Origin of the sequence: Pseudomonas sp. BF-RE-25, assembly GCF_019956105.1 — a bacterium.
GTDB classification, from domain to species: domain Bacteria; phylum Pseudomonadota; class Gammaproteobacteria; order Pseudomonadales; family Pseudomonadaceae; genus Aquipseudomonas; species Aquipseudomonas migulae.
The window spans coordinates 1-18,941 of sequence record NZ_JAHBDB010000016.1; the positions used below are offsets into that span (position 1 = coordinate 1).

The 18,941-nt window shown below is 60.0% G+C and carries 15 protein-coding genes; 10 read left to right on the plus strand and 5 right to left on the minus strand.

From position 1 onward, the window contains the following. Window positions 1–215: 215 nt before the first annotated feature. The 9 genes from KGB24_RS09035 to KGB24_RS09075 all read left to right on the plus strand — a co-directional run bounded on the left by KGB24_RS09035 (window position 216) and on the right by KGB24_RS09075 (window position 10,486). A complete protein-coding gene (locus KGB24_RS09035; RefSeq protein WP_008027019.1) occupies window positions 216–1,898 on the plus strand; it encodes a flavin monoamine oxidase family protein in 1,683 nt (560 codons plus the stop codon). 12 nt (window positions 1,899–1,910) lie between these two features. After that, the gene (locus tag KGB24_RS09040; RefSeq protein WP_008027017.1) at window positions 1,911–2,705 is read left to right on the plus strand and encodes a carbon-nitrogen hydrolase family protein; all 795 of its coding nucleotides are present in this window, start codon (window positions 1,911–1,913) and stop codon (window positions 2,703–2,705) included. A 48-nt stretch (window positions 2,706–2,753) separates the two neighbouring features. After that, the gene (pqqF, locus tag KGB24_RS09045) at window positions 2,754–5,180 is read left to right on the plus strand and encodes a pyrroloquinoline quinone biosynthesis protein PqqF (protein ID WP_223413659.1); all 2,427 of its coding nucleotides are present in this window, start codon (window positions 2,754–2,756) and stop codon (window positions 5,178–5,180) included. A gap of 155 nt (window positions 5,181–5,335) precedes the next feature. Beyond that, entirely contained in the window at window positions 5,336–5,410 is a 75-nt protein-coding gene (gene pqqA / locus KGB24_RS09050) for a pyrroloquinoline quinone precursor peptide PqqA (protein ID WP_009045898.1), read from the plus strand. A 72-nt stretch (window positions 5,411–5,482) separates the two neighbouring features. Then, window positions 5,483–6,394: a pyrroloquinoline quinone biosynthesis protein PqqB gene (gene pqqB / locus KGB24_RS09055; RefSeq protein WP_223413658.1), complete on the plus strand. Its 912-nt coding sequence runs from the start codon at window positions 5,483–5,485 to the stop codon at window positions 6,392–6,394. Window positions 6,395–6,522: 128 nt separating this feature from the next. After that, complete coding sequence (pqqC, locus tag KGB24_RS09060; protein ID WP_223413657.1) at window positions 6,523–7,275, plus strand: pyrroloquinoline-quinone synthase PqqC; 753 nt, start codon at window positions 6,523–6,525, stop codon at window positions 7,273–7,275. Then, window positions 7,272–7,547: a pyrroloquinoline quinone biosynthesis peptide chaperone PqqD gene (pqqD, locus tag KGB24_RS09065; RefSeq protein WP_223413656.1), complete on the plus strand. Its 276-nt coding sequence runs from the start codon at window positions 7,272–7,274 to the stop codon at window positions 7,545–7,547. The genes pqqC and pqqD overlap by 4 nt, the downstream gene beginning before the upstream one ends. Then, entirely contained in the window at window positions 7,519–8,694 is a 1,176-nt protein-coding gene (pqqE, locus tag KGB24_RS09070; RefSeq protein ID WP_008024195.1) for a pyrroloquinoline quinone biosynthesis protein PqqE, read from the plus strand. The genes pqqD and pqqE overlap by 29 nt, the downstream gene beginning before the upstream one ends. Continuing rightward, window positions 8,660–10,486, plus strand: coding sequence for a S9 family peptidase (locus KGB24_RS09075; RefSeq protein ID WP_223413655.1), 1,827 nt, complete (start codon window positions 8,660–8,662; stop codon window positions 10,484–10,486). The genes pqqE and KGB24_RS09075 overlap by 35 nt, the downstream gene beginning before the upstream one ends. 112 nt (window positions 10,487–10,598) lie before the next feature. Here the strand turns inward: KGB24_RS09075 and KGB24_RS09080 are convergent, their stop codons facing one another. Further along, the gene (locus tag KGB24_RS09080) at window positions 10,599–10,757 is read right to left on the minus strand and encodes a YqaE/Pmp3 family membrane protein (RefSeq protein WP_007904205.1); all 159 of its coding nucleotides are present in this window, start codon (window positions 10,755–10,757) and stop codon (window positions 10,599–10,601) included. Window positions 10,758–10,964: 207 nt separating this feature from the next. After that, window positions 10,965–12,248 carry an aspartate aminotransferase family protein gene (locus tag KGB24_RS09085; protein WP_223413653.1) on the minus strand — a complete coding sequence of 428 codons (1,284 nt, stop codon included), beginning with the start codon at window positions 12,246–12,248 and terminating at the stop codon, window positions 10,965–10,967. A 169-nt stretch (window positions 12,249–12,417) separates the two neighbouring features. Here KGB24_RS09085 and KGB24_RS09090 point away from each other — a divergent pair, with 169 nt between their 5' ends. Then, window positions 12,418–13,338: a LysR family transcriptional regulator gene (locus tag KGB24_RS09090; RefSeq protein WP_223413652.1), complete on the plus strand. Its 921-nt coding sequence runs from the start codon at window positions 12,418–12,420 to the stop codon at window positions 13,336–13,338. Between the two features lie 227 nt (window positions 13,339–13,565). Here the strand turns inward: KGB24_RS09090 and KGB24_RS09095 are convergent, their stop codons facing one another. From KGB24_RS09095 to KGB24_RS09105, 3 genes are all read right to left on the minus strand, one after another. Next, entirely contained in the window at window positions 13,566–15,344 is a 1,779-nt protein-coding gene (locus tag KGB24_RS09095; RefSeq protein WP_008024204.1) for an acyl-CoA dehydrogenase C-terminal domain-containing protein, read from the minus strand. Window positions 15,345–15,610: 266 nt separating this feature from the next. Next, window positions 15,611–17,407, minus strand: a complete 1,797-nt coding sequence (locus tag KGB24_RS09100) for an acyl-CoA dehydrogenase C-terminal domain-containing protein (protein WP_223413651.1) — start codon at window positions 17,405–17,407, stop codon at window positions 15,611–15,613. A gap of 90 nt (window positions 17,408–17,497) precedes the next feature. Continuing rightward, on the minus strand, window positions 17,498–18,784 hold the full coding sequence (locus tag KGB24_RS09105; RefSeq protein ID WP_223413650.1) for a GGDEF domain-containing protein: 1,287 nt from the start codon (window positions 18,782–18,784) through the stop codon (window positions 17,498–17,500). Window positions 18,785–18,941 lie beyond the last annotated feature (157 nt).

The window sequence follows — 18,941 nt, forward strand, 5'->3', positions numbered from 1 at the left end:
CCATTGAAAAATGAAATAACAGACATACCGCTTTCGCGAGCAAGCCCGCTCCCACAGTGGACAGTGTGTATCGATACATCGTCACTATGCTCAATTAATTAGCAAAACGACGACACATTGCGTCTTATTAACGTGTTCTACGCTCTCTAGAATGGCTGCCATCTTTTCCTATACTCAGACGCGCACCCCGCGTCCGGTCGCCAGCAAGGTCAGCCATGAACAAGAACAATCGCCATCCTGCAGACGGTAAAAAACCAGTCACCATTTTTGGCCCGGACTTTCCTTTCGCCTTCGACGACTGGATCGAACACCCGGCCGGCCTCGGCAGCATTCCTGCGCACAACCACGGCGCCGAAGTAGCGATTGTCGGCGCCGGTATCGCCGGTTTGGTCGCGGCCTACGAACTGATGAAACTGGGCCTCAAGCCCGTCGTCTATGAAGCCTCGAAATTGGGCGGCCGTCTGCGCTCGCAGGCGTTCAACGGGACCGATGGCATCGTCGCCGAACTGGGCGGCATGCGCTTTCCGGTGTCGTCCACCGCGTTTTACCACTATGTCGACAAGCTCGGCCTCGAGACCAAACCCTTTCCCAATCCGCTGACCCCTGCCTCTGGCAGCACCGTCATCGACCTGGAAGGCAAAACCCATTACGCACAGAAACTGGCGGATCTTCCGGCACTGTTCCAGGAAGTGGCTGACGCGTGGGCGGACGCACTGGAAGCCGGCTCGCAGTTCTCCGATATCCAGCAAGCGATCCGCGACCGCGACGTGCCACGCCTCAAAGAGTTGTGGAACACCCTGGTTCCGCTGTGGGACGACCGCACCTTCTACGACTTTGTCGCCACCTCCGAAGCATTCGCCAAGCTGTCGTTCCATCACCGCGAAGTATTCGGCCAGGTTGGTTTCGGCACTGGCGGCTGGGACTCGGACTTCCCGAACTCGATGCTGGAAATCTTCCGCGTAGTGATGACTAACTGCGACGATCACCAACACCTGGTCGTCGGCGGCGTCGAACAAGTGCCGCAAGGCATCTGGCGCCATGCGCCGGAACGTTGTGTGCACTGGCCCGAAGGCACCAGCCTCAAGTCGCTGCACAGAGGCGCACCACGCTCCGGGGTCAAGAAAATCGCTCACGCCGCGGACGGCCGTTTTGCGGTCACCGATAACAACGGCGATACCCGCGAATACGCGGCGGTGCTGACCACCTGCCAGAGCTGGCTGCTGACCACCCAGATCGAGTGCGACGAAACCCTGTTCTCGCAAAAGATGTGGATGGCCCTCGACCGCACCCGCTACATGCAATCTTCCAAAACCTTCGTGATGGTCGACCGCCCGTTCTGGAAGGACAAGGATCCGGAAACCGGCCGCGACCTGATGAGCATGACCCTCACCGATCGCCTGACCCGCGGCACCTATCTGTTCGACAACGGCGACGACAAGCCGGGCGTGATTTGCCTGTCGTACTCGTGGATGAGCGATGCGTTGAAAATGCTTCCGCACCCGGTGGAAAAACGCGTCGAACTGGCGTTGAACGCGCTGAAAAAGATCTACCCGAAAGTCGACATCGCCGCGCGAATCATCGGCGATCCGATCACCGTGTCGTGGGAAGCCGACCCGCATTTCCTTGGCGCGTTCAAAGGCGCATTGCCCGGTCACTACCGTTACAACCAGCGCATGTACGCACACTTCATGCAGGCTGATATGCCAGCCGAACAGCGCGGGATTTTCATCGCCGGCGACGACGTTTCGTGGACACCGGCGTGGGTCGAAGGCGCGGTGCAGACCTCGCTCAATGCGGTGTGGGGCATCATGAAACACTTCGGCGGTGAAACTCACGCCGAGAACCCGGGTCCAGGAGATGTGTTCAACGAGATCGGTCCGATCGCCCTGCCCGAGTAAAAGGAGTTCGAAATGCGCGTAGCCCTTTACCAATGTCCACCGCTGCCCCTGGACGTCGCCGGCAATTTGCAACGCCTGCACCAACTGGCGCTGGAGGCCAAAGGCGCCGATTTGCTGGTGCTGCCGGAGATGTTCCTGACCGGTTACAACATCGGCGTCGATGCCGTCAGCGTCTTGGCGGAGGTGCACAACGGTGAATCGGCGCAGCAGATCGCGCGCATTGCCAAGACAGCGGGGATCGCCATTTTGTATGGCTATCCCGAGCGTACCGAAGACGGGCAGATCTACAACGCCGTGCAACTGATCGACGCCAATGGCGAACGCCTGTGCAACTACCGCAAGACTCACCTGTTCGGCGACCTCGATCACTCGATGTTCAGCGCCGGCCAGGATGATTTTCCGCTGGTGGAGCTCAACGGCTGGAAGCTCGGTTTCCTGATTTGCTACGACATGGAGTTCCCGGAGAACGCGCGGCGTCTGGCCCTGGCCGGCGCCGAGCTGATTCTGGTGCCGACGGCGAACATGATTCCTTACGACTTCATCGCCGACGTCACCGTCCGCGCCCGCGCCTTCGAAAACCAGTGTTACGTGGCGTATGCCAATTACTGTGGCAACGAAGGCGACATCCACTACTGCGGCCAGAGCAGCATCGCCGCGCCGGATGGCAGCCGCATCGCTCAGGCGGGCCTTGATGAAGCGCTGATTGTCGGTGAGCTGGATCGCCAGTTGATGATCGATTCCCGCGCCGCCAATCGTTACTTCCTCGATCGCCGCCCCGAGCTTTACGGCGAGCTGAACAAGCGCTGACACCCAGTAATCCGCTAGCATTAGCGCTTCCCTGTTCTGGAAGTGCTCATGCCTGCGCTGAATCCCCCTCGCCCTCACACTGAAACCCTGGCCAACGGCCTACGGGTGACGCTGCGTCATGCCCCGAATCTGAAGCGTTGTGCGGCCGCGTTGCGGGTCGCTGCGGGCAGTCATGACGTGCCATTGGCATGGCCAGGCCTGGCGCATTTTCTTGAGCACCTGTTGTTTCTCGGTACCGAGCGTTTTCCTGCGGAACAAGGGCTGATGGCCTACGTACAAGGGCATGGCGGGCAGGTAAATGCACGGACCAGCGAACGCACCACCGACTTCTTTTTCGAGTTGCCACCTCAAGTCTTCAACGAAGGATTGCAGCGTCTGTCAGACATGCTCGCTCAGCCGCGTATGAATCTGGACGATCAGTTGCGGGAACGGGAAGTGCTGCACGCGGAGTTTGTCGCCTGGTCGCAGGATCCTACGGCACAGCAGCAACTAGCGTTGTTCGATGGGCTTTCACCGACTCATCCGTTGCGCGGCTTTCATGCCGGCAACCGCGACAGCCTGCCCGTGCAGCAACCGGGGTTTCAGCAAGCGCTGCAGGATTTCCATCAGCGGTTTTATCAGACCGGACAGATGACGCTGAGCCTGGCTGGCCCGCAAAGTATCGAAGAGTTGAAGCAAATGGCGCTGAAATTCGGCGCAGTGATTTCCATGGGAGAAAACCTCCCGCAACAGGCTCCTGTGCCGCTGATGGAATCTTCAGTCGCAAGTTATCAACAGGCTGGCGAGCGTCGGCTGGATCTGCTGTTTACCTTCGAAGCACTGCCCAATTCGTCGACCGAAGCATTGGCGTTTCTGTGCCATTGGTTGAACGCCGCGAAACCCGGCGGGCTGCTGACTGTATTGCGCGAAAGCGGTTTGGCTGAGCATCTGAATGCCAAGCCGCTGTATCAATTTGCCGGACAAGCCGTGCTGCACGTTGAATTCACAACGACCACATCGGCGAGCGTCTTGAGCGAGAAGCTCCTGAATTGGCTGGGCTTTTTTGCAGCTCAGCAAGATTGGGCCCTTCTGCGTGACGAGTACGCTGCCGTGCTTCAGCGCCAGCAACAAGTCAGCAGTGCGCTGCAACTGGCCCGACTCGACAGCGAACAGCTTGAAACCGGGTTATCCGAGCAAGGCGTTGCAGCGCTCAAGGACATCCTGAAGAAAATCGGCGCTGTGGATAACTTCAGCGGTGAATGGCAACTGCCGACACCGAATCCGTTCTTGCGCGCCGAGGCGCCACCCTCAAATGCCGGCCTGATTCGCGGCCAGACCAGCAAACACCGTGGCCTGCGGACATTTGCCCAGGACCGCTCGCGCAGCCGTCGCGAAAACTCGCCGATGCAATTCAGCCAAGCTCTGCCGGACAACACCGCTGAAGGCGCGATTTATCTGCGCTGGCGACTTGAGTCCAAACCTCAACCCCGCCATCAACAGAGTCTGGAAAACCGCCTGCAACCACTGCGCGAAGATGCCCGTCAGGCAGGCGTCGACGTTTCCTTCAGCGCTTCTGGAAATGAATGGTTGCTGAAAATGACGGGGCTGCAAGAGTCGATGCCGACCATCCTCGAACATGCGCTGAAAGAGCTGACAAACCCTGACGCCGGTTTCTCACAGGAAGAACCGAAAAGCGCCGCGTTGATACCGATTAAACAACTGCTGAAAGCGCTGCCTGATCATTGCCTTGAGCACAGCGCTGTCGCTGATGACTTGCAGCAGCTGTGGTCGACGGCGCGCTGGGAAGGCCTGGCAATCGGGTTGTCGGCACAGACTCAAGCAGCGATGGGGTTCGCCCTGAGTCGCGTGCCCGGCATTGCGGACACTCAACCGTCGTCGCCGCCCTCGATCAACGGGCAGCGTCTGTGGACCGCCGTCGACACCGGTTCCAGCGAACACGCGCTGTTGCTGTTCTGTCCGACAGCCACGCAGGAAATCTCTGACGAAGCTGCGTGGCGTTTGCTTGCGCATATTTGTCAGACGCCGTTCTACCAGCGTCTGCGCGTTGAGTTGCAACTGGGTTATGCGGTGTTCAGTGCGCTGCGTCAGGTCCATGGGCAGACGGGCGTTCTGTTCGGCGTGCAATCACCGAGCGTCGCCCCTCTGAACTTGCTGCAACACATGGAAGACTTTCTGAACGACGTGCCCGCAATGATCGACGGCATCGACGAGGCGACCTTCGTTGCCCAGCGTCAGGCCTTGGCCGATCAATTCCAGATCGCTGCGTTGCCCGTCGCCCAAGCCGCCGAGCTGCTCTGGCAAGGCAAACTGGCCGGCCACTCGTCGGATTATCTGACGCAGCTTCCCCAAGCCATTCTGGACATCGATCGTTCTGCCTTGCGCGCCGCCGCACTGCGCCTGATCAACGCCGAGGGCGGCTGGCGCGGTCTGGCCAGCAGTTCGCAACCGGAGGCGCCTTGGCAAGTGGCAAAATGATCATTACCGCTGGTGCAATTAGCTTTTTCCGAGATTGCAGGCCAATCGCTCTGTAATTTTGAGTAACATAGCCACCTAACTATCTGAACATCTCCGGCTGGAGGTGGACTATATGTATAGATCTCAACCGTCCCATCACCTGAAGGAGCGCTCCCATGTCCTGGTCCAAACCTGCTTACACCGACCTGCGTATCGGCTTTGAAGTCACCATGTACTTCGCAAGCCGCTAAGCTTGTCCTGCCGTTCAGCGCCTCGGTTTGCCGAGGCGTTTTTATTTTCAGCGTTGAAATGATGGAGCACCCATGTTTGTCCAGATTCTAGGTTCCGCCGCCGGCGGCGGTTTCCCCCAGTGGAACTGCAACTGCGTGAACTGCGCAGGTTTTCGCGACGGGAGCCTGAATGCCAAGGCGCGGACCCAGTCGTCCATCGCGATTTCCGATGACGGCGTGAACTGGGTGCTGTGCAACGCCTCGCCGGACATCCGCGCCCAGCTCCAGAATTTTGCCCCGATGCAACCGGGCCGCGCCCTGCGCGATACAGGCATCAGCTCGATCATCCTGATGGACAGCCAGATCGACCACACCACCGGCCTGCTCAGCCTGCGCGAGGGTTGCCCGCACAACGTCTGGTGCACCGACATGGTCCATGAAGACCTGAGCACCGGTTTCCCGCTGTTCACCATGCTGACCCACTGGAATGGCGGGCTGAACTGGAACCGCATCGAACTCGACTGCAGCTTCACCATCCCGGCCTGCCCGAGTCTGCGTTTCACTCCGCTGCCGCTGCGCAGCGCCGCGCCACCGTATTCGCCGCACCGTTTCGACCCGCATCCGGGCGACAACATCGGGTTGATCATTGAAGACCTGAACACCGGCGGCAAGCTGTTCTACGCGCCGGGCCTGGGCAAGGTCGACGCACCGCTGCTGGAGATCATGGCCGGCAGCGACTGCCTGCTGGTGGACGGCACGATGTGGGACGACGACGAAATGCAGCGCCGTGGTGTCGGCACCCGCACCGGTCGGGAAATGGGCCATCTGGCGCAGAACGGCCCCGGCGGTATGCTGGAAGTGCTGGAGCAGTTGCCCAAGCAGCGCAAGGTGCTTATCCACATCAACAACACCAACCCGATCCTTGATGAGGATTCGCCGGAGCGCGCCGAGCTGGTTCGGCGGGATGTTGAAGTGGCGTATGACGGCATGAGTATTGTGTTGTAGCGGATGGCCTCTTCGCGGGCAAGCCTCGCTCCTACAGATTCGGCGCTATCCCTGTAGGAGCGAGGCTTGCCCGCGAAAGCGTCCGAACAGACACAACAGAATCCACCGGTTGTTCCCCGGAGACCGAAATGACTGACACCCCACTGTCCCCCGCCGAATTCGAAGCCGCCCTGCGCGCCAAGGGCGCCTATTACCACATCCATCACCCCTATCACGTGGCGATGTACGAAGGCCGGGCGACCCGCGAGCAGATCCAGGGCTGGGTCGCCAACCGCTTCTACTATCAGGTGAACATCCCCCTGAAAGACGCCGCGATTCTGGCCAACTGCCCGGACCGGGAAATCCGTCGCGAGTGGATTCAACGCCTGCTCGACCATGACGGCGCCCCCGGCGAAGACGGCGGCATCGAAGCGTGGCTGCGTCTGGGCCAGGCCGTCGGTCTCGACCCGGACCAACTGCGCTCGCAGGAACTGGTGTTGCCCGGTGTGCGTTTCGCCGTGGACGCCTACGTCAACTTCGCCCGCCGGGCCAGTTGGCAGGAAGCCGCCAGCAGCTCTTTGACCGAGCTGTTCGCGCCGCAGATCCACCAGTCGCGTCTCGACAGCTGGCCGCAGCATTACCCATGGATCGACCCGGCCGGTTACGAATATTTCCGCACCCGTCTGGGCCAGGCGCGCCGCGACGTCGAACACGGTCTGGCGATCACCCTGCAGCACTACACGACGCGGGAAGGCCAGGAGCGCATGCTGGAAATTCTCCAGTTCAAACTGGACATTCTTTGGAGCATGCTCGATGCCATGAGCATGGCCTATGAACTGAAACGCCCGCCATATCACAGCGTGACCGAGCAACGGGTCTGGCACAAAGGAATCACCTTATGAGTTTTGATCGCAGCAAGACCCCAACCTGGCGTCCAGGCTACCGGTTCCAGTACGAACCGGCACAAAAAGGCCATGTGCTGCTGTACCCGGAAGGCATGATCAAACTGAATGAAAGCGCCGCGCTGATCGGCGGTTTGATCGACGGCGAACTTGACGTCGCAGCGATCATCGCCGAACTCGACGCGCAGTTCCCTGGCGTGCCGGAGCTCGGTGATGACATCGAGCAATTCATGGAGGTCGCCCGTGCTCAGCACTGGATCGAACTTGCCTGATTCCGTGTCGGACAAGTTACCGCCCAAACCGGAAATCGGCCTCCCGCTGTGGCTGCTGGCCGAGCTGACCTACCGCTGCCCGCTGCAATGCCCGTACTGCTCCAACCCACTGGATTTCGCCGAGCAAGGCAAAGAGCTGAGCACCGAGCAGTGGATCAAGGTGTTCCGCGAAGCACGGGAAATGGGCGCGGCGCAGCTGGGCTTTTCTGGCGGCGAACCGCTGGTGCGGCAGGACCTCGCCGAACTGATTGCCGAGGCGCGCAAGTTAGGTTTCTACACCAACCTGATCACCTCTGGCATCGGCCTCACCGAGCAGAAAATCAGCGACTTCAAGAAGGCCGGCCTGGACCATATCCAGATCAGCTTCCAGGCCAGCGACGAGCAGGTGAACAACTTGCTGGCCGGCTCGAAAAAGGCCTTCGCGCAGAAACTGGAAATGGCTCGCGCAGTGAAAGCACACGGTTATCCGATGGTGCTGAACTTCGTCACTCATCGGCACAACATCGACAAGATCGACCGGATCATCGAGTTGTGCATCGCCCTTGAGGCGGACTTCGTCGAACTCGCCACGTGCCAGTTCTACGGTTGGGCGCAGCTCAACCGGGTCGGTCTGCTGCCGACCAAGGAACAACTGGTCCGGGCCGAACGCATCACCAACGAATACCGCGCCAAACTGGAAGCCGAAGGGCATCCGTGCAAGCTGATTTTCGTCACGCCGGACTATTACGAAGAACGGCCGAAGGCCTGCATGAACGGTTGGGGCAGTATTTTTCTGACAGTAACCCCGGACGGAACCGCGCTGCCGTGTCACGGCGCCCGACAGATGCCGGTGCAGTTTCCTAACGTGCGCGACCACAGCATGCAGCACATCTGGTACGACTCGTTTGGCTTCAACCGCTTTCGCGGTTACGACTGGATGCCCGAGCCATGCCGCTCGTGCGACGAGAAAGAAAAGGACTTCGGTGGCTGCCGCTGCCAGGCCTTCATGCTCACCGGTGACGCCAGCAACGCCGACCCGGTGTGCAGCAAATCGGAACATCACGGCGTGATTCTCAAGGCCCGCGAAGAAGCCGAGCACGCGACCCAGACCATCGAACAACTGGCCTTTCGCAATGAACGAAACTCACGACTCATCGCAAAAAGCTGAACCCTTCAGCGCCGCCAAAGCGGTCGCTGCCGGTGTCGACTTTGCCGAACTGCAGGTTGGCCAGCATGGCCTGCTCTGGAACGAGTACCGCCCCGAGGACGCTGCTTGTCGAATCTGGCATTGGCGTGATGGCCAGGCGCATTGCCTGACGCCAATGGGTTTCAGCGTGCGCAGTCGGGTGTACGAATATGGCGGCGGAGCGTTCTGTCTGACAGATGACGGGGTAGTTTTCGTCAACGAGGCGGATCAGCAGCTGTATCGCCAATCGCTCAAAGGCGAAACGCCCGAAGCGCTGACGTCCGGTGAATGCCGCTACGGCGATCTGCAATTTGCCAATGGGCAAGTGTTGGCCGTTGAAGAACATCGGGACCGGCATCGTCTGGTGGCCATCGATCTGGCGGACAGCACGCGGCATCTGTTGGCCGAGGGTGCTGACTTTTATGCCTCGCCGACACTGAGCCCCGATGCTCGACGGTTGGCCTGGATCGAATGGAGCCGTCCGGACCAGCCATGGACCGCGACGCGCCTGATGGTTGCCGAGCGCCAGAGCGATGGCCGTTACGCTCAAGCGCGTTGCCTGGCGGGTGAAGATATTCAGGAGTCGTTGCAACAACCGCGATTCGATGACCGTGGCCGGCTGTTGTGTCTGACGGATCGCGGCGGTTACTGGCAGCCGTGGGCGGAGTCTTCCGATGCGTTGCGCCCGTTGCCTAGCACTGCGGCGGATCATGGACCAGCGCCCTGGCAGTTGGGTGGCTGCACTTGGCTGCCCTTGGGTGAAAACAGCTATCTGGCCAGTTGGACCGAAGGCGGATTCGGCCGACTGGGTATTGGCGGTGACGCTACAGAAGATTTCACCGGGGACTACAGCCGATTCCGACATCTCGCACTGGATGAACAATTCATCTACTGCATTGCCGCTTCGCCGGTCAGTTCATCAGCCGTGATTGCCATCGACCGCAAGACCCGAGCCGTCAGGGTATTGGCCGGTGGAATCGCGCCGATTCCCGCCGATCAGATCAGCATCGCGCAAACCCTGCGCTACCCGAGCGGTTCGGGCGAGGCTCACGGTTTTTTCTACCCGGCGATGACCGGCGAAGCGAAACCGCCACTGGTGGTATTCATCCACGGCGGCCCGACATCGGCGTGCTACCCGATGCTTGATCCGCGCATCCAGTACTGGGCACAACGCGGCTTCGCCGTGGCCGACCTCAACTACCGTGGCAGCAGCGGCTACGGCCGGGCCTATCGCCAGGCGCTGCATTTGAGTTGGGGTGAAGTGGATGTGGAAGATGCCTGCGCGGTAGTCGCCTATCTCGCCGAGCGCGGATTGATCGATGGCGACCAGGCGTTTATTCGCGGTGGCAGTGCCGGCGGCTACACCACACTGTGTGCATTGGCGTTCAAGAAGGTCTTTCGCGCTGGTGCCAGTCTTTACGGCGTCAGCGATCCCGTTGCCCTGGGCCGCGCAACCCACAAGTTCGAAGGCGATTACCTGGATTGGCTGATTGGCGATCCTGAGCTGGACGCCGAGCGCTACGCCGCACGCACACCCCTGCTGCATGCGAGCAACATCAGCGTGCCGGTGATTTTCTTTCAGGGCGAACTGGACGCCGTGGTCGTGCCGCAACAGACCCGCGACATGGCCGAGGCGCTGCAGCAAAATGGCATTCTGGTACAGGCGCATTATTACGCGGACGAACGTCACGGCTTCCGCAAGGCCGGCAATCAGGCCCATGCGCTAGAGCAGGAGTGGTTGTTTTATCGACGGGTGATGGCGCTCGAAAGCTGAAACCGTGTCGCGCCCTTCGCGGGCAAGCCACGCTCCTACAGGATCGGCAGCGTGCACAAACTCTGTGGGAGCTGGCTTGCCAGCGAATGCGATCTATCTTGCGCTGCGGACCTTAGCGTTTGGCGATGATGTACACCGCATGCACGATCCCCGGAATGTATCCGCACAACGTCAGCAGAATATTCAGCCAGAACGCGCCGGCGAAACCGACTTGCAGAAACACACCCAGTGGCGGCAATAGAATGGCGATGATGATGCGAATGAAATCCATGGGGCAGCTCCTGAATTGAAGTGGGCTCACGTGAGCCACACAACCAATCGACCTGCGCCGTTCGTCAGGGTTCAGTTCGAGTCTTGGCCCACTGTCGTTGCCCGAATGAGTTCGCAGACAAAAAAACGCCCCACGTCAAAAGAATCAAACGTGGGGCGATGCGTTATACCGCGAGACGGTTCGGGAATTCGTGTAGGGCGGTTCTGATCAGACGGCAATCCCTTTGCGGCATTGCAGTTGTGCGGTGCGCACGCGGGAAAACGCGCGGGCCAGGCGCAGGAGCATTTCGTCGATGTTGGACTTGCTGACCGTGAGCGCTGGGGTGAATCGTAGGCAATCGGCTTGCGGGGCGTCGAGCAGCAAGCCTTCGTACAGCGCTGCTTTGACTACGGCGTCAGCCGAATCGTCGGACAGGGTCAGACCCCAGAGCAATCCCTGACCGCGCAGTTCGCCGTGTCCATAGCGATGAGCCAGACGTGCCAGGCCTTCGCACAAGTGCTGGCCAGTTTCCCTGACATGCTCGATAAAGCCCTTGTCCTGCACGCTGTCGAGCACAGCCAGGCCAGCAGCGGTCATCAGCGCGTTGCCATGGTGAGTGCCCGTCAGCTCGCCGACGTCGAAGCAGCAGGCTTTGCCACGCGCCAGCAGCGCCGCCAAGGGCACACCACCGCCCAGGCCTTTGCCGAGGACGACGATATCGGCTCGCACACCGTAGGACTGTTCCGCGAGTAAGGTGCCGAGTCGCCCAAGACCGGTTTGCACTTCGTCGAAGATCAACAGGATGCCAAGCTCACGGCACAGGAGTTCGACACCCTTGAGGTAATCCTCGGTGGCGGGAATGACCCCGGCTTCGTTCTGGATCGGCTCAAGCATGATTGCCACGGTCCGGGCATCAACGGCGGCGTGCAGAGCGGCCAGATCATTGAACGGTACGTGGCTGAAGCCTGGAAGTTGCGGCTCGAAGCGGTTGGTCAGCCTGGTGCTGTCCGACGCCGGGATAGTCCCGAGACTACGTCCATGGCAACCGTTGTTGGCCACGATGATCCGCGACGCACCGCCGCGATGTTGCTGGCCCCACTTGCGCGCCAGTTTGATCGCCGCTTCACAGGCTTCACTGCCACTGTTGAGCAGGTACGCCTGGTCACTGCCAGTGCTGACGCAGAGCCGCTCGGCGAGGTTGAGCATGCCGCGGTTGTGCAGGCCGAAACCGGGGTTGATCAGCGATTGAGCTTGCGCCGTGATCGCGTTGACCAGTACCGAAGGGCTATGTCCGAGGCTATTGGCCCCGCCACCCTGGGAAAAATCCAGATAGGCGCGGTCTTCGCTGTCCCACAACCAGGAGCCCTGACCGCGCACAAAAATCTGTTTCGGCCGCTCGACACTGGGCATCAGGCACTCACTGGAAAGATTGTCACTTCTGTACGACAGGAAAGTGTCCACGCTCAGGTCATCAAGGCTGGGAGCGTTGCGCCGTAAATTGAACAAATTCATCCGAAAACACCTCGTTTGAGGTGTTTTGCCTTACCTATGTAAACACCTTCGGCGTAAACGGTAGTCATCGCGTTCTATGGCCCTGTAAGCCCTGTGAATGCGGTTAGACTAGGCTCAGGCAGGACCTTGAGCCATTTCGATTTCCCAGTATTTTCAATAAGTAAAACTTATGGATTTTAAACAACTGCGTTATTTCGTCGCGGTCTACGAAGAGGGCCATGTGGGCCGGGCCGCCGAGCGGCTTTCAATCTCCCAACCGGCACTCTCCCAACAGATTCGCCAGCTCGAACAACACCTCGATGTGAGCCTGTTCGAACGCAGCAGTAAACGCTTGCTGCCGACCCTGGCCGCGCACACGCTGTACAACCACGCCCTGCCCTTGCTCGACGGCCTGCAACGGGCGCGTGAAGCATTGGGCAACTTCAAGGGACAAGCGCTGCGCACCCTGGCCATTGGCGTGCTGCAAACCGTCCACACCAGCCTGGTGCCGCAGATGCTCGAACGCGTGCGCAAGGCGCAGCCGCACCTGGTGGTGCAGATCTATGAACTGACGGGACTGGAAATCGAACGACGGCTGCTCAACGGTTCGCTGGACATCGGCATCAGTTACCTGCCGCCCCGTCAGCCGGGGCTACACGGCGTGATGCTATACGAAGATGAACTGACACTGGTCATCCCGGCGGATCATCCGCTGCGCGAATTCAAGAAAGTCTCCATGAGTCAAGCCGCCGAGTTGCCGATGTTGCTGCTGGGTGAAGAGTTTCAGGTGCGACAGATCTGGCAGACGCAACTGGCCAGCCTGGGACGACGCCCGCAAGTGCAAGCCGAACTGAACAACATGGCGGGGATTCTCGACAGCCTGCCGCACACCCGGTTGGCGACTGTCCTGCCCGGCCGCTCGCAGAAGATGCTGGGCAATGACGAACTGCTCTGGAAGCCGCTGACCGAGCCACGGGTGCCATTGAAAGTCGGGTTGGTGTGTCGCGATGTGCAACGGCAACAAGCGTCATTGGCGTTGTTGCGGACCTTGCTTGAAGAAGTGATGAATGGCCCGAATGAAGTCCCGGCAACCCTGGACGGGATGAGCTGAGTACTTTTCTGCGGGCAAAAGAAAACCCCGCCGAAGCGGGGCTTTGCAGACTGTTTCCCTGACATCCATTTCACTCCGCCGTCCTGGCAGAATCCTACGTGTCCGTGTTGTTGCTTTGCGCTTCCTGCGCGACGTCCATGTGAAGTAGATTAGCCGTGGATCCAATTTGCATCTATGGGAGAAAAGCAGCACGTCATGTAAGAGAATGCTTACATGACGTTACATTGTCAGAACTGCGCCGCGTCCAGCAGGAACAGCGACTCGCTACCGGCCTTCACCGACGCACTCAACGAGTGAATACGCGGCAGCAGGCGTGCGAAATAGAACCGCGCCGTGCCCAATTTGCTCGCGTAGAAATCGTCCTGTGCTTCTTTACCGAAGGCGGCCTTGGCCATCAGTGCCCACATGTAGGCGTAAGCCACGTAACCGAAAGTTTGCAGGTACTCGACCGAAGCCGCGCCGATTTCATTCGGGTTGTTTTTCGCCCGATCCAGCAACCACGCCGTCAGTTCGTCGAGGGTGGTCACGGCATCGTTCAGCGGCTTGGTGAACTCGTCCAGCTCAGCGCTGGCCGTCGCGGTGAAGTGACGAATCTCGTCGGCGAACAGGTTGTAGAACGCCCCGCCACTGCCAACGATCTTGCGCCCGACAAGGTCCAGCGCCTGGATGCCGTTGGTGCCTTCGTAGATCTGAGTGATGCGCACGTCGCGAACCAGTTGTTCCTGGCCCCACTCACGGATGTAACCGTGGCCGCCGAAAACCTGCTGGCCATGAACGGTGGTTTCCAGACCGAGGTCAGTCAGGAATGCCTTCGCTACCGGGGTCAGCAGCGCCACCAGGTCTTCCGCGCGTTTGCGGGTGGTCGCATCTTCGCTGAACTTGGCGGTGTCCAGTTGCATGGCCACGTAAGTCGAGAAAGCACGGCCGCCTTCGTTCGAGGCTTTCATGGTCAGCAGCATGCGACGCACGTCCGGGTGGACGATGATCGGGTCGGCCACTTTGTCCTTGTTCTGCGCGCCGGTCGGCGAACGGCTTTGCAGGCGGTCGCGGGCGTATTCAACGGCGTTCTGGTAAGAGCGTTCGCCAGAGGCCAGGCCCTGGATACCGACGCCCAGACGCTCGTAGTTCATCATGGTGAACATCGCCGCCAAGCCCTTGTTCGGCTCGCCGACCAGGTAACCCACGGCTTCGTCGAAGTTCATCACGCAAGTCGCGGAGGCCTGAATGCCCATCTTGTGTTCGATCGAACCGCAGGTCGCCGGGTTACGTGCACCGAGGCTGCCATCAGCATTGACCATGAACTTCGGCACCAGGAACAGCGAAATGCCTTTCGGCCCCGCCGGTGCATCCGGCAGTTTGGCGAGTACCAGGTGAATGATGTTCTCGGTCAGGTCGTGTTCGCCGCCGGTGATGAAAATCTTGGTGCCGCTGACTTTGTAGGAACCGTCCGCCTGAGGCTCGGCCTTGGTGCGGATGATGCCCAGGTCTGTACCGGCGTGCGGCTCGGTCAGGCACATGGAACCGGCCCAGACGCCGGCGTACATGTTCGGCAGGTAAGCGGCTTTCAGTTCGTCGCTGGCGTGGGCGTTGATCGACAGGCAGGCACCGGCGGTCAGCATCGGGTACAAGCCGAACGACAGGCTCGCGGAGTTGACCATTTCTTCGACCTGGGCCGAAACCGCCTTGGGCATGCCCATGCCGCCGTAGGTCGGATCGCCACCGACGCCGACCCAACCGCCTTCAGCGTAAGTCTGATAAGCCTGTGGGAAACCTGCCGGCGTGGTGACAGCACCGTCCGCCCAATGGCAACCTTCTTCGTCAGCCGCACGGCTCAGGGGCGCGATGCTTTTGCTGGTGACCTTGCCGGCCTCTTCAAGAATGGCTTCAACGGTTTCTGCGTCGACGGTATCGGCCAGTGCAGGCAACTCGGCCCAGAGCTTGGCGACCTCGAATACTTCATTGAGGACGAAGCGCATATCGCGCAGGGGCGCTTTGTAGTCAGCCATGGCAAACCTCGCAGGATCTTTACAGGTGATTCGTAGGAAGAGTGTTTTCGTTGGGTCCGAGTGTAACCCAACAACTTTTGCGACACATAGGGTCAGGCTGTGACCGTTTTGTAATTTTTGGTCATTGCGACACGAGAAGGCGAAACCTGTTTTCTGTTGTAGGAGCGAGCCTGCTCGCGAAAAACCTAAAGACGCCGCCGGCGTCTGGTTTTACGCGCCATCGTTCACGACCTTCGCGAGCAGGCTCGCTCCTACAGTCTGGTGCGTTACACCGAGAACAACTCAGCCGGCAGCTGCATCAGGCAATCGCTACCCGCCTCGATAGCCGCGCGATGGGCAGCCGTGCGTGGCAGCAATCGCTTGAAGTAAAATTCGTTGGTCGCCAGTTTGCCCCGGCAGAAATCGGCATCACCTCTGCCCGCATCCAGTTGCGCCTGAGCCACCAGCGCCATGCGCAGCCACAAGTAACCGAGGATGATGTAACCGCTGTACATCAGGTAATCCACCGACGCGGCGCCCACTTCGTCCGGATTCTTCATCGCGGCCATGCCGACCTGAGTGGTCAGTTCGCCCCACTGCTGATTCAACCCGTTGAGTTGCGCCACGTAGCTGGCGAGTTGCGGGTGATCGGCGTTCGCCGCGCAGAACTTGTGAACGATTTTGGTAAAGCCGCGCAGCAATTTGCCCTGACTGCCGAGCACTTTTCGCCCGAGCAAATCCAGCGCCTGAATGCCGTTGGTGCCTTCGTAGATCGGTGCAATCCGGCAATCGCGAACCAACTGCTCCATGCCCCACTCACGAATGAAGCCGTGGCCGCCGAACACCTGCATGCCGTGGTTGGTCACTTCCAGCCCGGTGTCGGTCATGAAGGCCTTGCAGATCGGCGTCAGGAACGCCAACAGGTCTTCGGCGTCCTGCCGCGCGGTTTCATCCGGGCTCAGGTGCGCGGCATCCAGAAGTTGCGCGGTGAAGTAGGTCAGCGCGCGATTGCCTTCGTTGAAGGCCTTCATGGTCAGCAACATTCGACGCACATCTGGATGAACGATGATCGGGTCGGCGGCTTTTTCCGGTGCTTTCGGGCCGGTCAGCGAGCGCATCTGCAAACGATCATTGGCGTACTTGATCGCGCCCTGAAAACTCGCTTCCCCCAAACACAAACCCTGCATCCCAGTGCCGAGACGCGCATGGTTCATCATGGTGAACATGCAGTTCAGGCCCTTGTTCGGCTCACCGATCAGAAAGCCCTTGGCCTCGTCGAAGTTCAGCACGCAGGTGGCCGAGGCCTTGATACCCATTTTGTGCTCGATCGAGCCGCAGGAAACGCCGTTGCGCGCCCCCGCCTCACCTTCGGCATCGGGTAGGAACTTAGGAACGATGAACAGCGAAATGCCCTTGGTGCCCGCAGGCGCATCCGGCAGTTTCGCCAGCACCAGGTGAATGATGTTGTCGCTCATGTCGTGTTCGCCGGCAGAGATGAAAATCTTGCTGCCGGAGATCGCGTAACTGCCATCCGCTGCCGGCACGGCGCGGGTCTTGATGATGCCCAGGTCTGTGCCGCAATGGGCTTCGGTCAGGCACATGGTGCCGGTCCATTGGCCTGCGGTGAGTTTGCTCAGGTAGGTGTTTTTCTGTTCTTCGGTGCCATGGGCGTGGATCGCCGACATCGCGCCGTGCGTCAGGCCCGGGTACATGCCCCAGGAAGTGTTGCTGGACCCGACCATCTCGCTGATGACCAGCCCCAGGGAGCTCGGCAAGCCCTGGCCGCCATAAGCGGGATCGGCCGCCAGACCATGCCAGCCACCTTCGACGTATTGTGCGAAGGCTTGCTTGAAGCCTGTAGGCGTTGTCACCACGCCGTTGTCGAAATGGCAGCCCTCTTCGTCGCCGCTGCGATTGAGCGGTGCGAGCACGTTCTCGCAGAACTTCGCGCCTTCTTCGAGGATCGCATTGACCATGTCCGGGCTGGCATCCGTGGCGCCCAGTGCGGCGTAGTTACTGTGAAAGTCGAAGACGTGGTCGATCAGAAAGCGCATGTCGCGCAGGGGAGCTTTGTACTCGGGCATGGTCATTTCTCCGGCAGCAGATTGATCAAACCTACTGCCGCCGACCACGCCTCACAATCACAGTCCAGACGCTGAATGCGCCATCATCACTCAACCCGCAGCCGCCTCGCGCACCGCACCACGACGGTTCTGACCGAAAGCCACCACGCAGTTTCGCCCGGCGCCTTTCGCGGCGTAGAGCGCCTCGTCGGCGGACTTGAGCACTTTTTCCGGGTTGCGTTGTTCCACGCGTTCGGCGACGCCGATGCTGACGGTGACCGACACACTCGAAGCCCCTGAGCCGGAACGACGTTGACGACCTTGCTGGTCATCCTGAGGACGGTTGTCCTGGTTACGCAGTTGAATGTTGTAGGTGGCGATGGATTCGCGGATGACTTCCAGGTGCGGCATGCACTCTTCAAGCGTCTTGCCCGCGAACACCAGCGCAAATTCCTCACCGCCGTAGCGATACGCCCTGCCGCCGCCGCCGATTTTCGACAGTTTGCTAGCTACCAGCCGCAGCACCTGATCGCCGACGTCGTGGCCGTGGGTGTCGTTGAATTTCTTGAAGTGGTCGACGTCGCTCATGGCCAGCACGTAATTGCGCCCCAGGCGCTGCATGCGTTCGTTCAACGCGCGGCGGCCAGGCAAACCGGTGAGCTCATCGCGGAAGGCCATTTGATAGGCTTCATGGGCAACCGCCGCGGCAATCATCAACATCACCTGGCTGCACATGATGTTCAGGGTGAACGGCAGGATGAACGTCTTCGGCAACGCCCAGAACAACCCGAGCAGACCCACCAGTTGGGCGGCGTGCAAAGGCCTGGGGTTGCGCCAGTATTGCCAGCTCAGCAGCAGGAACGAAGCGATAAACACGGGGTAGGACAGCTGAATCAGGCTCATCCACGCGCCATGCAGGGCTGGCCAGCGGATTTCCGACAGCCACATCAACAGCGCCTGTGGGTAACTTTGCTCCAGGCCCAACGCCACGCTGCCGACGGCCAGCAACACCGCGAAACGCGCGATCATGTCCTGGAACAGATGGGTGCGTTCCTGCCACGCGGCGAATATGCCAAACATCAGCGGCAGCAACAGACAGCACAGGTGAAAGACCACGGCGGCGTCTTCACGCACTCTGCCGTTGTCGCGGTAATAGTCGGTCTGGGTGTCGAGCAGGTAGTAGGCGATGTACACCGTGACCATCAGAAACAGTTCACGCTGACGTCGGTAAACCGCGCAATAAGCGCCGCCGAGCAACAGCACCAACGTAGGCAGCACGTTGAACAGCGAAGTGAAGAAGACGTTCAGGTCCTTGACGTACGCAGCCGCCAGCCCCGCAAGCAAAAGCAGAAGTGACGGCAGGAAATGACTGAAACGTACAGCGGAAGAACGCGGCAAGGGTAAAGCTCCGACCCGTCATGTCTATAGATGGCATTGTGCCCACTACTTTAACGGCAGTGACCCTGATTTTCTGAGTGATTTGCTAAGGTTTTTTTGACGCCGCATTACTGACTACTATCCGGCCAACCAGCAATGCACGGTTCCCCCATCAAAG

What these genes read in the sequence shown, in the direction of transcription:
- KGB24_RS09035 (WP_008027019.1), top strand. Translation starts at nt 216, where the DNA reads ATGAACAAGAACAATCGCCATCCTGCAGACGGTAAAAAACCAGTCACC.
- KGB24_RS09085 (WP_223413653.1), bottom strand. Translation starts at nt 12,248, where the DNA reads ATGAATTTGTTCAATTTACGGCGCAACGCTCCCAGCCTTGATGACCTG.
- pqqB (WP_223413658.1), top strand. Translation starts at nt 5,483, where the DNA reads ATGTTTGTCCAGATTCTAGGTTCCGCCGCCGGCGGCGGTTTCCCCCAG.
- KGB24_RS09080 (WP_007904205.1), bottom strand. Translation starts at nt 10,757, where the DNA reads ATGGATTTCATTCGCATCATCATCGCCATTCTATTGCCGCCACTGGGT.
- KGB24_RS09100 (WP_223413651.1), bottom strand. Translation starts at nt 17,407, where the DNA reads ATGCCCGAGTACAAAGCTCCCCTGCGCGACATGCGCTTTCTGATCGAC.
- KGB24_RS09095 (WP_008024204.1), bottom strand. Translation starts at nt 15,344, where the DNA reads ATGGCTGACTACAAAGCGCCCCTGCGCGATATGCGCTTCGTCCTCAAT.
- pqqF (WP_223413659.1), top strand. Translation starts at nt 2,754, where the DNA reads ATGCCTGCGCTGAATCCCCCTCGCCCTCACACTGAAACCCTGGCCAAC.
- pqqD (WP_223413656.1), top strand. Translation starts at nt 7,272, where the DNA reads ATGAGTTTTGATCGCAGCAAGACCCCAACCTGGCGTCCAGGCTACCGG.
- KGB24_RS09090 (WP_223413652.1), top strand. Translation starts at nt 12,418, where the DNA reads ATGGATTTTAAACAACTGCGTTATTTCGTCGCGGTCTACGAAGAGGGC.
- KGB24_RS09040 (WP_008027017.1), top strand. Translation starts at nt 1,911, where the DNA reads ATGCGCGTAGCCCTTTACCAATGTCCACCGCTGCCCCTGGACGTCGCC.
- pqqC (WP_223413657.1), top strand. Translation starts at nt 6,523, where the DNA reads ATGACTGACACCCCACTGTCCCCCGCCGAATTCGAAGCCGCCCTGCGC.
- KGB24_RS09075 (WP_223413655.1), top strand. Translation starts at nt 8,660, where the DNA reads ATGAACGAAACTCACGACTCATCGCAAAAAGCTGAACCCTTCAGCGCC.